General features: G+C 70.8%; 15 protein-coding genes. 9 read left to right on the top strand and 6 right to left on the bottom strand.

Annotated features, from left to right (window positions below; genetic code table 11):
- Positions 1–47 precede the first annotated feature (47 nt).
- Positions 48–434, top strand: coding sequence for a YbjQ family protein (locus AC1G9L_RS05105; protein WP_010344561.1), 387 nt, complete (start codon positions 48–50; stop codon positions 432–434).
- Between the two features lie 36 nt (positions 435–470).
- Here the strand turns inward: AC1G9L_RS05105 and AC1G9L_RS05110 are convergent, their stop codons facing one another.
- A complete protein-coding gene (locus AC1G9L_RS05110) occupies positions 471–1,982 on the bottom strand; it encodes an ATP-binding protein (protein ID WP_481070409.1) in 1,512 nt (503 codons plus the stop codon).
- Positions 1,979–2,689, bottom strand: coding sequence for a response regulator (locus AC1G9L_RS05115; protein WP_209030781.1), 711 nt, complete (start codon positions 2,687–2,689; stop codon positions 1,979–1,981). Before AC1G9L_RS05115 ends, AC1G9L_RS05110 begins: the two co-directional genes overlap by 4 nt.
- Positions 2,690–3,003: 314 nt before the next feature.
- On the opposite strand from AC1G9L_RS05115, the gene AC1G9L_RS05120 reads away from it, so the two are divergent.
- The 5 genes from AC1G9L_RS05120 to AC1G9L_RS05140 all read left to right on the top strand — a co-directional run bounded on the left by AC1G9L_RS05120 (position 3,004) and on the right by AC1G9L_RS05140 (position 6,408).
- Positions 3,004–3,279: a metal/formaldehyde-sensitive transcriptional repressor gene (locus AC1G9L_RS05120; RefSeq protein ID WP_019799440.1), complete on the top strand. Its 276-nt coding sequence runs from the start codon at positions 3,004–3,006 to the stop codon at positions 3,277–3,279.
- A gap of 40 nt (positions 3,280–3,319) precedes the next feature.
- Positions 3,320–4,429, top strand: coding sequence for an S-(hydroxymethyl)glutathione dehydrogenase/class III alcohol dehydrogenase (locus tag AC1G9L_RS05125; RefSeq protein ID WP_019799439.1), 1,110 nt, complete (start codon positions 3,320–3,322; stop codon positions 4,427–4,429).
- Positions 4,430–4,499: 70 nt separating this feature from the next.
- Positions 4,500–5,072, top strand: a complete 573-nt coding sequence (gene gfa, locus AC1G9L_RS05130) for an S-(hydroxymethyl)glutathione synthase (protein WP_026143453.1) — start codon at positions 4,500–4,502, stop codon at positions 5,070–5,072.
- A gap of 95 nt (positions 5,073–5,167) precedes the next feature.
- Entirely contained in the window at positions 5,168–5,998 is an 831-nt protein-coding gene (fghA, locus tag AC1G9L_RS05135; protein ID WP_019799438.1) for an S-formylglutathione hydrolase, read from the top strand.
- 281 nt (positions 5,999–6,279) lie between these two features.
- Complete coding sequence (locus tag AC1G9L_RS05140; protein ID WP_017916620.1) at positions 6,280–6,408, top strand: hypothetical protein; 129 nt, start codon at positions 6,280–6,282, stop codon at positions 6,406–6,408.
- A gap of 228 nt (positions 6,409–6,636) precedes the next feature.
- Here the strand turns inward: AC1G9L_RS05140 and AC1G9L_RS05145 are convergent, their stop codons facing one another.
- Positions 6,637–8,049, bottom strand: a complete 1,413-nt coding sequence (locus AC1G9L_RS05145; RefSeq protein WP_481070410.1) for an aminotransferase-like domain-containing protein — start codon at positions 8,047–8,049, stop codon at positions 6,637–6,639.
- Between the two features lie 106 nt (positions 8,050–8,155).
- On the opposite strand from AC1G9L_RS05145, the gene AC1G9L_RS05150 reads away from it, so the two are divergent.
- Together AC1G9L_RS05150 and AC1G9L_RS05155 are read left to right on the top strand one after the other, a co-directional pair.
- The gene (locus AC1G9L_RS05150; RefSeq protein WP_019800725.1) at positions 8,156–8,947 is read left to right on the top strand and encodes a PhzF family phenazine biosynthesis isomerase; all 792 of its coding nucleotides are present in this window, start codon (positions 8,156–8,158) and stop codon (positions 8,945–8,947) included.
- Positions 8,944–9,855 carry a DMT family transporter gene (locus AC1G9L_RS05155; RefSeq protein WP_481070411.1) on the top strand — a complete coding sequence of 304 codons (912 nt, stop codon included), beginning with the start codon at positions 8,944–8,946 and terminating at the stop codon, positions 9,853–9,855. The genes AC1G9L_RS05150 and AC1G9L_RS05155 overlap by 4 nt, the downstream gene beginning before the upstream one ends.
- Before the next feature lie 60 nt (positions 9,856–9,915).
- On the opposite strand, the gene AC1G9L_RS05160 is transcribed toward AC1G9L_RS05155, so the two are convergent.
- The 3 genes from AC1G9L_RS05160 to AC1G9L_RS05170 form a co-directional block, all read right to left on the bottom strand.
- Positions 9,916–10,254, bottom strand: a complete 339-nt coding sequence (locus AC1G9L_RS05160) for a hypothetical protein (protein ID WP_193314198.1) — start codon at positions 10,252–10,254, stop codon at positions 9,916–9,918.
- An 80-nt stretch (positions 10,255–10,334) separates the two neighbouring features.
- Positions 10,335–11,276 (bottom strand): DegV family protein, encoded by a 942-nt coding sequence (locus AC1G9L_RS05165; RefSeq protein WP_019801569.1) that lies wholly within the window; start codon positions 11,274–11,276, stop codon positions 10,335–10,337.
- A 47-nt stretch (positions 11,277–11,323) separates the two neighbouring features.
- Entirely contained in the window at positions 11,324–11,953 is a 630-nt protein-coding gene (locus AC1G9L_RS05170) for a DsbA family protein (RefSeq protein WP_481070412.1), read from the bottom strand.
- Between the two features lie 315 nt (positions 11,954–12,268).
- Between AC1G9L_RS05170 and AC1G9L_RS05175 the strand changes: the two genes are divergently transcribed.
- On the top strand, positions 12,269–13,102 hold the full coding sequence (locus AC1G9L_RS05175; protein ID WP_481070413.1) for a GH12 family glycosyl hydrolase domain-containing protein: 834 nt from the start codon (positions 12,269–12,271) through the stop codon (positions 13,100–13,102).
- Positions 13,103–13,188: the final 86 nt, after the last annotated feature.

A 13,188-nucleotide genomic window follows, 5' to 3' on the forward strand; every position in this document is an offset into this window, starting at 1 on the left:
GGGTCCGCGGTCCGCGGAGCCACGTACCGGCGCTACAGGGGGCATCCATGACCGATCCGTACAATTCCTCGCCGCCACGCGCGATGGCGGCCTCGCCGCTCAACGATGCGATGGTGACCACCGCGCTGGAGCTTCCCGGCTACCGCATCGTGCGCAATCTGGGCATCGTGCGCGGCATCACCGTGCGCTCGCGCTCCATCGTCGGCAACTTCCTGGGCGGGCTGCAGACCATCTTCGGCGGCAATATCACCATCTACACCCAACTGTGCGAGCAGGCGCGCCTGGAGACCTACCGCGACATGCTGCAGCACGCGCGGCAGATGGGCGGCAATGCCATCGTCGCGGTGCGCTACGACGCCACCGAGCTGATGGCCGGCCTGACCGAGGTGCTGTGCTACGGCACGGCCGTGATTGTCGAGCCCAACCCGCACTGAGCCGGTCGGCGTGCGGCGCTCCGGCCGCGGGGCGGCTCAGCCGCCGACCGCGTGGCAGGGCAGCCGCACGCTGACCCGCAGGCCGCCCTCGGGGCGGTTGTCCAGGGCGATCTGGCCGCCATGCGCCAGCACGATGCTGTGCGCCACCGACAGGCCCAGGCCGATGCCGCCTGTATCGCGGTTGCGCGAGTTCTCGCCGCGGAAGAACGGCAGGAACAGCTTTTCGCGCTGCGCCGGATCGATGCCGGGGCCATCGTCGTCGATCCACAGCACGCACTCGCCGGCCTCGTGACGCAGTTGCAGGCGCGCACGCTTGCCGTACTTCAGCGCGTTCTCCACCAGGTTCATCACCATGCGCCGCAGCGACAGCGGATCGCCGTCGAGGGTGATGGCATCGCCGAGCAGCAGGACCACATCGGCGCCGGTGTCGCTGGCGTCGTCGACCACGCTTTCCACCAGCAGACGGAAATCCAGCGGCGAGCGCTTGCCGCGGCGGCTGTCGTTGTGGATGAAGTCCAGCGCCGCGGAGATCATCGCCTTCATCTCGTCGATGTCGGCCATGGTCTTCTCGCGCAGCGGCGACTGCAGCGTCTCCAGGCGGAACGCCAGCCGCGCCAGCGGCGTGCGCAGGTCGTGGGCGATCGCCGCGACCATGTGCGTGCGCTCGTTGATCAGCCGGTTCAGGCGCGCCTGCATGGCGTTGAACGAATCGGCCGCCTGCACGATCTCGCTTGGGCCGCTGCGCCGCAGCGGTTGCGCGTCGGGATTGCGGCCGAGCTGGTCGGCCGCCTCGGCGAAGCGCCGGATCGGCGCCGACAGCGCCCGCGAGAACCACCAGGCCAGCGGCAGCATCGCCAGCATGCCGGCCAGGAACAGCATGACCACCTGGGTCTTGAATTCGTTGGAGAACCGCCGCGGCGGCGACATCACGCTGCGCCAGCGCCCGTCGGGCTGGCGCAGCGCGGCGGTGAATCCGTCCAGCAGTGGCACCGCCGGCGCGAAGCCGCGCTCGCGCCAGCCCGACGCACGCATGGCCCCGCCGAAGGCGCCATCGTGCGGTGGCTCGCCCGCGCCGGGCGGCGGTTCCATCATCGGTGGCGGCTCCTGCCCGTGCGGCGGCGGCATCGCTCCGTGCAAGGACGCATCGTCGTCGGCGGCGACGGCATGCGGCGGCGGCGGTGGGTGTTCGCCCAGGCGCAGGCGCAGGCGCTCCAGGCGGCCGTCGCTGTTGCGGTAGAAACGCACCTGGTCCGGCGCCACGTCCAGCCAGTGCGCCATCACCCGTTCGGCGTTGCGGTCGCGCACCTGGTCGCGCGCCGGCAGCGGCGCATGCGCGGTGTCCTGCACCTTCAGGGTCTGGGTGCCGGCCGGCATGCGCGTGCTGAGCAGGGCGATCACCTCCGGCGGATGCACCGGCATCTCGTAGACCGGCGTGCGCAGCACCAGGGCGATGCCGATCAGCTGCGCGGTGAGCAGCGCCACCACCAGCAGCAGGAAGGCGCGGGCGAAGATCGGCACGCCGCGGCGGGCGCGCGTGGACGCGCTCACAGGCGGGCGACGCTCGGCAGCAGCATGTAGCCCTCGTTGCGCACGGTGCGGATCAGTTCGGTCTGCACGCGTTCGTTGATCTTGCGGCGCAGGCGGCTGATCTGGCTGTCGATGGCGCGGTCGTAGACCTCGGTGTCGCGGCCGCGCGCATAGTCGAGCAACTGGTCGCGGCTGAGCACGCGCTGCGGATGCTCGACGAAGGTGCGCAGCAGCGCGAACTCGCCGTCGGAGAGGTTGATGAAGATGCCGGTGGGGTCGCGCAGGTCGCGGCGGATCACGTCCAGCCGCCAGCCGGCGAACTCGTAGACGTTGCCGCGCGCTTCCGGCGGCAGCGTCGTGGCCTGGCTGCGCCGCAGCAGGGCGCGCACCCGCGCCAGCAGCTCGCGCGGATTGCATGGCTTGGCCAGGTAGTCGTCGGCGCCGACCTCCAGGCCGATGATGCGGTCGGTGTCGCTGCCCAGCGCGCTGAGCATGATCACCGCCGGCGCGCCGCGCTCGCTGGCGAGCTGGCGGGCGGCGCTGAGGCCGTCCTCGCCGGGCATCATCACGTCCAGGATCACCAGGTCCGGCTGGCGCTCGGCCATCCGCAGGCGCATGTCCGCCACGGTCTCGGCGGTGTCCACCTGGTAGCCGTGGTCGCTCAGGAACTCGCTGATGAGTCGGCGCAGATCCGGATCGTCGTCGACGACCAGAATGAAGGATTTCATGTCCACGATCTTGAAGGGCCGCCACACGGGAGTCGCCCAGTCTAGACGTGGCCGCGGCTGCCTGGAACTGGGGGCGCTCAGGGACGTGGCCACCGCATCCGGGGCACGCGCGTGAACGCATGGCCATCATAGGGAGAGCTGGCAGCGGGATCATGGCCGTCGCGTGTCCTGTGCCGACACGCGTTGCCATGCGCCGGCACCTGCGCCGGCGGGGCGTCCGTCACAGGCTGGGCCGGGGGTGCGGCGTACGCGGCCGTTTTCTTTTGCCGGCGGCCGGCATACTATCCCCCAGTATAGTTCTTGGGCCTCACCGCATGCCGCATACCCCGCACGAGAAGAAGCGCGTCCTCGCCCGCATCCGCCGCCTGCGCGGCCAGACCGAGGCGCTGGAACGCGCGCTGGAAGAGGGAACGGAGTGCGCTGCCGTGCTGCAGCAGATCGCCGCCATCCGCGGTGCGGTCAACGGCCTGATGTCGGAGGTGATGGAAGCCCACGTCCGCGAAGAATTCGGCCATCCCGCCAGCTCCGACGCGCAGCGCGCCGCGCGCGTGCGCGAGATGGGCATGCTGGTCCGCTCCTATCTCAAGTGATCCGCACCCCACACCCATTTCCTCAGCCAGGAGAAAGCGCATGAAATCCCGAGCCGCCGTTGCCTTCGAAGCCGGCCAGCCGCTGCAGATCGTGGAGATCGATGTCGAACCGCCGCGCCAGGGCGAGGTGCTGGTGCGCATCACCCACACCGGCGTGTGCCATACCGACGCGTTCACGCTGTCCGGCGACGACCCGGAAGGCATCTTCCCGGCGGTGCTCGGCCACGAGGGCGGCGGCATCGTCGAGGCGGTGGGCGAGAGCGTGACCAGCGTCAAGGTCGGCGACCACGTGATCCCGCTGTACACGGCCGAGTGCCGCAAGTGCAAGTTCTGCCTGTCGGGCAAGACCAATCTGTGCCAGGCGGTGCGCGCCACCCAGGGCAAGGGCCTGATGCCCGACGGCACCACCCGCTTCTCCTACAACGGCCAGCCGATCTACCACTACATGGGCTGCAGCACCTTCAGCGAGTACACGGTGGTGCCGGAGATCTCGCTGGCCGTGGTCAATCCCGAGGCGCCGCTGGAGAAGGTGTGCCTGCTCGGCTGCGGCGTCACCACCGGCATCGGTGCGGTGCACAACACGGCCAAGGTGAAGGAAGGCGACACCGTGGCGGTGTTCGGCCTGGGCGGCATCGGCCTGGCGGTGATCCAGGGCGCGGTGCAGGCCAAGGCCGGCCGCATCCTGGCCATCGACACCAATCCGGGCAAGTTCGAGCTGGCGCGCAGCATGGGCGCCACCGACTGCATCAACCCCAAGGATTACAGCAAGCCGATCCAGGAGGTCATCGTCGAGCTGACCGATGGCGGCGTGGACTTCAGCTTCGAATGCATCGGCAACGTGCACGTGATGCGCTCGGCGCTGGAGTGCTGCCACAAGGGCTGGGGCGAGAGCGTCATCATCGGCGTGGCCGGCGCTGGCCAGGAAATCAGCACGCGCCCGTTCCAGCTGGTCACCGGCCGGGTCTGGCGCGGCAGCGCCTTCGGCGGGGTCAAGGGCCGCACCCAGTTGCCGGGCATGGTGGAGCAGGCGATGCACGGCGAGATCGATCTCGATCCGTTCATCACCCACACCCTGCCGCTGGACGAGATCAACGAAGCCTTCCACCTGATGCACGAGGGCAAGTCGATCCGCACCGTCATCCACTTCTGACCGCAGGTCAGTCCGGCGCGCGGCCGTTTCCGCGCATTGCAGCGACGCAACGAACCCGGGAGGGGGCAAGATGAGTACTGTGACGATTCATCCGTCGGTGGATGCCGGCGTGCGTGCCGGCGCGGAGCATTTCCAGGGCGGTACCCTGGAATGCCACTGCGCCAGCGACAAGGTGGTGGTGGAAGTGGGGGCGCAGACCGCGCACAACCATGCGTGCGGCTGTACCAAGTGCTGGAAGCCGAAGGGCGCGACCTTCTCGGTGGTGGCGGTGGTGGCGCGCGACAAGGTCAAGGTGACCGCGCACGAGGAGAAGCTCAAGGTGGTGGACGAGAGCGCGACCATCCGCCGTCATGCCTGCACCGGCTGCGGCGTGCACATGTACGGCCGCATCGAGAACACCGAGCATCCGTTCTACGGCCTGGATTTCGTGCACACGGAACTGTCGCCGCAGCAGGGCTGGTCGGCGCCGGGCTTCGCGGCGTTCGTGTCCTCGATCATCGAGAGCGGAACGCGTCCGGAGGCGATGGACGGGGTGCGCAACCGCCTGCGCGAACTGAAGCTGGAACCGTACGACTGCCTGTCGCCGCCGTTGATGGATGCGATCTCCACCCACGTGGCGCGCAAGAACGGCGTGCTGCACTGACGTCCGCTGCCGCGCGCGTCGCCGGTCGACGCGTCGCGGCATCTCCGCCTGCGGCCGCGCGCGGTCGCAGGCCCTCTTCCCTCCCGGAACTGCCCATGGAACGCATCGAACACCACGCCTGCTGCGGCGGCTGGCAGGACGTCTATCGCCACGATTCGGCCGTGCTCGGCTGCAGCATGCAGGTCGCCGTGTACCTGCCGCCGCAGGCCGAGCACAGCAAGCTGCCGGTGCTGTACTGGCTCAGCGGCCTGACCTGCACCGAGCAGAACTTCATCACCAAGGCCGGCGCGCAGCGCTATGCGGCCGAGCATGGCGTGATCCTGGTCGCGCCCGACACCAGCCCGCGCGGGGAGAACGTCGCCGATGCCGAGGGCTACGACCTGGGCAAGGGCGCCGGCTTCTACGTCAACGCCACCCAGGCGCCGTGGGCCGCGCACTACCGCATGTACGACTACGTGGTGCAGGAACTGCCGGCGCTGATCGAGGCGCAGTTCCCGCACAACGGCCGGCGCGCGATCAGCGGGCATTCGATGGGCGGCCACGGCGCCCTTGTGATCGCGCTGAAGAATCCCGGCCGCTACCGCAGCGTGTCGGCGTTCTCGCCGATCGTGGCGCCCACGCAGGTGCCGTGGGGCGAGAAGGCCTTCACCGCCTACCTGGGCGAGGACCGCGCGCAGTGGCAGGCGTACGACGCCAGCGTGCTGATCGGCAGCGCCAGCGAGCGCCTGCCGCTGCTGGTCGACCAGGGCGGTGGCGACGAGTTCCTCGACAAGCAGTTGCGCCCGCAGCTGCTGCAGGCCGCCGCCGAGGCCGCCGGCTATCCGTTGACCCTGCGCATGCAGCCCGGCTACGACCACAGCTACTACTTCATCGGCAGCTTCATCGGCGAGCACATCGCCTTCCACGCGCGCGCGCTGCAGGACTGAGCGCGCTCCGCCGGCGGCCGCGCGCGACGCGGGCCGCCCGGCAGGGTGCCGCACACCGCGGCCAGGCCGCCGCAGGCACGTGATGCATGCGGCACGCACCCGGCAGTGCACATGACAGCGCCGTGACCATCACGGCGGCGGTGTGGCCGGTCTCGTAAACAAACGTGGGGGCGGCGGCCCCCGGCGTGCGGTTGTGCGATCGCGTTCGCGCCTGCTGAGACGGGCGCTGGCTAGATTCCGCAATGTTCGCCATGCCCACGTCACTGGATCGGAGCCGCGCCATGTCCTGCCGTCGCACCTTGCTGCTCCCCTGGCAGCGCTGGCGCAGCCCGCTCAGCGCGGTGGCGATGCTGGCCTGCACCGTGTTCGGTGCCTGCGTGGCATTGGCGATCGGCGCGGCCACGCGCTAGCGCAGCCAGTCCCGGCTGCCGGCGATCGCAACGATGCCGTTGCGCGGGACGCGCTGACGCGGTCGTGTCGTACCGCGGCGGCGATCGCCGGGATCGGCAAGCGCTCGCGTGCAATCCGCTGCATCGCCCCGCGGTGTCGGTAGGACAGCATGGTGCGATGGACTGTCAGGAAAACGCTGGCAGTACGCGTTTCGCATCGGGGCAGCGGCATGGCGCCGGGCGTTGCCTTCAGCGCGGCAGCCGCGCCGCCAGCGTGCCCAGCCGCCGCATGGCGTGTTCCAGGGTCTCGCTCCACGGTTGGCCGCAGCTCAGCCGCAGGTGGTCGGCGTAGTCGCCGCGGCTGGAGAACAGGTGCCCGGGCGAGGTGCCGATGCCGGCGGCGAGGGCGGCCTCGAACAAGGCCTGGCCGCTGCCGGCGTCGGCCAGTTGCAGCCACAGCGACAGGCCGCCGGCCGGGTCGCCGATGCGGGTGCCGGCCGGCCAGTGCCGCAGCACCGCCTCGCGCAGGCGCTGGCCGTTGTCGGCCAGGGTGCGGCGCAGTTTGCGCAGGTGCCGTTCCAGGTCGTGCCGCTGCAGGTAGTCGGCCAGGGCCAGTTGCGGCAGGCTGGCGCCGCCGATGGTGGAGAAATACTTGGCGCGCACCAGCGCGTCGGTCCAGGCGCCGCCGAGCAGCCAGCCCACGCGCAGGCCAGGCGCCAGCACCTTGGAGAAGGCGCCGCAGGTGATCACGTTGCCATGGGTGTCGAAATGGCGCAGCGGCCGTGGGCGCTGCCCCGACCAATCGAGCTCTCCGTAGATGTCGTCCTCGATCACCACCGTGCCGTGGCGCGCGCAACTGTCCAGCAGGGCGCGCTTGGCCGCGTCCGGAGTGAGGCTGCCGAGCGGATTGTTGAAGTTCGGCACCAGCACCGCGGCGCGCGCCGGCGTGCGCTGCAGCAGCGCGTCCAGGCGTGCGGCGTCGATGCCCTGGCCCGGACGGTTGGGTACTTCCAGCACCTTCAGCCGCAGCGCCGCCACCGCCTGCAGGATGCCGTGGTAGGTCGGGGTCTCGACCAGCACCACGTCGCCGGGCGCAGTGAGCGTGCGCAGGGCCAGGCTGATCGCCTCCATCGCGCCGGCGGTCACCACCACCTCGTCGGCGGCCACGGCGGTGGCGCAATGCGCGTAATGCTGCGCGATCTGCCGGCGCAGCGCGGCATGGCCCTGCGGCGGCGCGTAGTCGAGCGCGGCGCTGCGCTGGCGGCGCAACTGCCGCGCCAGTGCGCTGGCCAGGTGCGCGCCGGGCAGCAGCGCCGCCGCCGGCGTGGCGGTGTGCAGCGGCACCAGGTCAGAGCGCGCGAGCATGTCCAGCACGCCCTGCAGCGCCGGATTGGCGACCGTGCCCGGCGCGCGCCGCCGGGTAGTGGTGCCTGCGCCGGTCGGTTGCGGCGTGGCCGCGGCGCGCACGAAGTAGCCCGAGCGCGGCCGCGCCTGCACCCGCCCTTCGCGTTCCAGTTGCAGGCAGGCCTGCACCGCGGTGGCGGCGCTGATGCCGTGGCCGGCGGCCAGTTGCCGGATCGACGGCAGGCGCTCGCCGGCACGCAGCGTGCCCTGCGCGATCTGTTCGCGCAGCTGGCTGGCGAGGGCTTCGTACAGGCGCATGCGGCGGCCTCATCTGTATCGGTCGATTTGCAGCGTATCTGACTCTGTGCTGGTCGCCCACCCCGGCGCACACTGGCCGCGTCCTTCCCCATTCCCGAGGCCGCGCGTGCAACTGCCGCTGTTCATCGTCGATGCCTTCACCACGGTGCGGTTCCGCGGCAACCCGGCCGCGGTGGTGCCGCTGCAGGCGTGGTTGCCGGACGCGCTGATGCAGGCCATCGCCAGCGAAAACAATCTGTCGGAGACCGCGTTCTTCGTGCGCGAGGCCGACGGCGCGTTCGCGATCCGCTGGTTCTCGCCGCTGCGCGAAGTGGGGTTCTGCGGACATGCCACCCTGGCCAGCGCCTTCGTCGTCGCCACCCAGGGCCTGGTGCCGCTGCCGTTGCGGTTCCGCGCCGCGGCGGTCGGCGAACTGGGGGTGGACCGCGAGGCCGACGGGCGCTTCGTCCTGCGCTTTCCGAACCAGGCGCCGACCGCGCTGGCGACGGTGCCGCAGGCGCTCGCGCAGGCGTTGTCGATCGCGCCGCAGGCGGCGTACCGCAACGACCAGGCCTACATCGCCGTGTACGCGGACGAAGCCCAGGTGCGCGCGGTGGTGCCGGACCTGGCGCGGATGCTGGCGCTGGCACCGCGCGATGTCGCGGTCACCGCGCCCGGCCGCGAGCACGATTTCGTCTCGCGTTATTTCTGGCCGGCCAACGGTGGTGCCGAGGATCCGGTGACCGGCTCGATCCACGCGGCGCTGGCGCCGCTGTGGGCGCAGCGCCTGGGCAAGCGCGACCTGCGTGCGTGGCAGGCCTCGGCGCGCGGCGGCGAACTGGACTGCCGGGTGCTGCCGGACCACGTGCAGGTGCGTGGCGCAGCGGTGCAGTACCTGCACGGGAGCATCGTGCTATGAGCGCGGCCGTCGCGACATCCGCGGGCGCGTCCCGGCGGGCACTGTGGCAGTTGCTGCTGGCCGAGGTGCTGATCGGCTCGGTCGGCGTGTTCGTGCACGAGAGCGGCCAGGATCCGGTGACCGCGGTGTTCTACCGCTGCCTGTTCGGCGCGCTGTTCCTGACCGTGTGCGGCCTGCTCGGCGGGCAGTTGCGCGGCCTGTGGCGCGAGCGCGCGCTGCTGCGCGACGCCGCGCTCAGCGGCGTGCTGCTGGTGCTCAACTGGGTGGCGCTGTTCGCCGGCATGGCGCGTTCGTCGATCGGCGTGGCGACCATGGTCTACCACGTGTTCCCGTTCGTCATGCTGATCCTGGCGGCGTTGCTGCAGGGCGAGCGCAGCCGCCGTGCCGACCTGGGCTGGACCCTGCTGGCCTTCGTCGGCGTGGCCTGCTCGGCCGATCCGCTGCGGCTGTGGTCCAGCGCCGACCGCGGCTACCTGGGCGGGATCGCGTTGACCCTGCTGGGTGCGCTGCTGTGCGGCGCCTCGTTGCTGATGTCGCGGCGGATCAGCCGCGAGCGGCCGCTGGCGGTGGTGACGGTGCAGTGCTGGGTCGGTGCGGCGATGCTGGCTGGCTTCTCCAGCAGCGCCGCACTGCATCCCGGGCGGCACTGGTTCTGGCTGGTCGGCCTGGGGGTGATCCACAGCGGCATCGTGTACGTGCTGTTCTACAGCGCCTACCGGCACCTGCACGTGGCGGCGATCGCGGTGGTCGCGTTCGTCTATCCGCTGGTGACGCTGCTGCTGGACTACCTGCTGTACGGCCACCGGCTGGTGCCGGTGCAGTGGCTGGGCCTGGCGCTGATCGTGTTGGGCACGCTGGCGGTCAATCTGCGCTGGTCCTGGCCGCGCCGGGCGCTGGCCGCGTCGTAGCGCGACGCGGCTGCGCGTAGGCGCGTCGGCCACCGCAGTGCGGTGGCCTGGGCGCGCGTTTCAGCGCACGTCGCGCAGTTCCCAGCCGCTGCCGGCCAGCAGGCGCAGGCGCTGCTTGAGGATGTCGCCGGGGATGCTGGTGGTGGCGGACAGGTCGATGCGCAGATCGTCCTGGCGGCCGGTCACCCGTGCCGCCGGATCGGTCACGCCCAGCGCCGGATCGACCTCGTCCGGCTCCGGCTGCAGCGCGCGCCAGCGCTCGAACCAGGCCGGGTCGCTCAGCGCGGCCTGCAGTTGTTCGGCGAAGGCGTCGGCGCCGTGCGCAGTGAAGCTCAGCGACGGCTGGCTGCCGCGGGCACGGGCGGGATCGGGCAGGCTGATCGAGTAGGTCACGGCCATGGGCATCTCTTGTGGGCGGTACGAAGCGGGCGAGCCTAGCAGAGCCGGCGCCGCGCCGCCGTCGACGCGGCTCGGAAGAATCAGCCGAAGCGCAGCGCCTCGCCGGCGAAGCCCAGCACCAGCGCGCCCTTGCCCACGTTGACCATGCCGGTCAGGCTCATCACGCTTTCCTGCAGCTCTACGCCGTGGCTGTCGCAGGCCTGGCGCAGCGCCGCGTAGCCGGGCAGGGCGCGCAGTTCCGCCAGTTCGCCGCCGTAGCTCAGGCACAGCGTGGGCGTCATCAGCCCGGCGGCCACGCGTTTGGCGGCCAGGCCGAACAGCGTCTGCACGGCGTGGTCGAAGCCCTTGAGCTTGGCCACCGGCGCGGTCTCGCCGCGGTGGCAGTGCAGCACCGGCTTGATGTCCAGGGCCGAGCCGAGCGCGGCGCTGAGCAGGCCGACGCTGCGGTCGCCCTTGCTGCGCGCGCGGCTGCGCAGGTAGTACAGGTCGCGCGCGATCATGTAGCCGTGGGTGTGCTCGGCCAGCGTCTCCAGCCGCTCGCGGATGGCCTGCACGCTGGCGCCGTCGGCGCGCAAGCGCACCGCCTCGACGGCGACCACCGCCTGTGCGGCGAACAGGTTCTGGGTGTCGATCACCCGCAGCGCGAACGGCGAGGCGTGGCCGGCGGCCTGGCGGATCGGCCTGTAGTCGCTGAGGATGGCGAAGCCGGCCTGCTGCGCGTGGTCGTGGATCGGGCTGCGGGTCTTGGCGATGGTCAGGCAGAACACGTGGTCGTAGTCGATGACCAGCCGGCCCAGGAACAGCTCGCGGATCTGCCCCACGCTGTACGGCACGGTCTCGGCCTCGGCGCCGTGCGCGCTGACCTGCGCGTGCAGGAATTCCAGGGTCGCCGCTTCGTCGCGCTGATCGGCCAGCACGGTGCCGCCGAGGCGCACGCTGATCGGCAAAACCACCAGCTCGTGTTGCGCGATGTAGTCCCGCGGTAGATCGCAGGCGGAATCTACGACGATGCCGATACGCATCCGCTGAAGCTCCAGTACGGGGAAATGTCGATGCACATGGCGGCCGCTCAGGCGCCGCGCTGCACGGCGGCCGGCAGCGTCGCCAGGCGTGCCATCTCGCCGCGCTGCAGCAGCTGCGGGTCGGCCAGCACCGCCCGCATCAGCGGGTGCGCGTCGTTGCCCCACAGCAGGGTGTCGTCGATCTGCAGGGTCGGCACGCCGAACACGCCGGCCGCCAGCGCCTGCTCGGTGTTGGCGCGCAGCTGCGCCTTGACCTGCGCATCGGCGGTGGCCGCGGCCACGTCGGCGATGCCCAGCGCCTGGCCGACCGGCGCCAGCGCCGCGGCGTCGTCGCCGGCGTGGCCGTCGCGCCACAGCCAGTCGAAGATCGCGTCGATGGCCTGCGGCGTGGTGCCGGCGGCGACGCACAGGCGCAGCGCGGTCAGCGGGTTGAACGGGTGCGCCGGCGGGAAACGCAGCGGCACGCCCTGCTGCTGCGCCTGCCACTGCACGAAGCGGTAGGTGAACTCGCGCTTGTGCGGCACCTCGGCCGGCCCACGCGCCTGCAACTGCGCCAGCACCGCACCGAACACGATCGGCACCGGCTGGATCCGGTCGAACTCCGGAAGCGTTTTCACCTGCTGCCAGTGCAGATAGGAAAACGGCGAGATGAAATCGAAGTACCAGCGCAATGTCATCGTGCTTCTCCGCAATGACCCATCAGCTTATCGCGGCGTTGCGCGCGCGGCGACCTGTCAGCGCATGCTGCAGTGCGGGACGTCGTTGCAGCCTGGTGCGGATGCGGACAGCACGGCGTAGACGATGCATTGGCGAAAATCTCGCCGGCGCGAGATACCTGTGAAGCGGCCCACGCCCGCGGCCTGGATCGCGGTAGCGCTATTGCGCTGGCGCATGGCGCGCGCGGGTCTTGTCATAGCTCGCGGCGCGCGCGCCTTGCTAGCGTCCGCCGCGGCAGCAGTGTCGCTGCCCCTGCACGCCCAGGAGAGACCGCCATGCACGCTTCCGCTCCCGTTTCCGCTGCCGCTTCGCCGCACCTTCCCGCCACCGTCGTCGCGCCGCGGCGCGGCCGAACGCGCGTTTTGCGCGCGCTGTTCGCCGCCGCCCTGTTCGCCGTCGCGCCGCTGGCGCTGGCCGGTCCCTACCAGGTGTACGGCAACCAGTACGCCTGGGTGAACAACTTCAACGATCCCAACAACGTCATCCAGGGCACGTTCCACAGCGGCAGCACGCCGAGCATGACCGTGACCTTCAATTTCCCCAACGCCAGCCTGTACGGCTATCCGGCGATCCTGCGCGGCTCGCACTACGGCTTCAATCCCACCGCCGACCGCACCTTCCCGCGGCAGGTCTCGGCGCTGCGGTCGTTGCCGGCGACCTTCGCGTACTCGTCCGGCGGCAGCAACCTGGCCGGCGATTTCGCCTACGACCTGTTCTTCCGCTGGGACAGCACGGTGTCCTCCAGCGCGATTCCGCAGGCCGAGGTGATGATCTGGGGCGGCCACAACTCGTATCCGATCGGCACCCTCACCGCCAGCAACGTCATCAGCGCCGGCGGCTACACCTTCGATCTGTGGGAAGGCATGAACAGCGCCGCCGGCTACTACGTCTACACCTTCATTCCGCACAACACCGCGGGCCAGCCGACCCTGCCGAGCAACGGCAATCTCAACATCGACATCAAGCCGTTCCTGACCTGGCTGCACACGCACCGCGCGCAGGACGGACGCTTCAGCAACGCGATGTACCTGCACGTGGTCGAGGCCGGCTTCGAGGTGGTGCGCGGCAACGGCTGGGCCTGGATCCAGGCCAATATCGGCGCCAACTGACGGCGCCTTGCACAGTGCCGCGTTGTGCGTTGCGGGGCGCCGCTATCGCGGGGCGGCATCGTCCGTGCGATGCCGTCCCGGCGTGC

The sequence above is a fragment of the Xanthomonas sp. NCPPB 1132 genome (assembly GCF_056629235.1).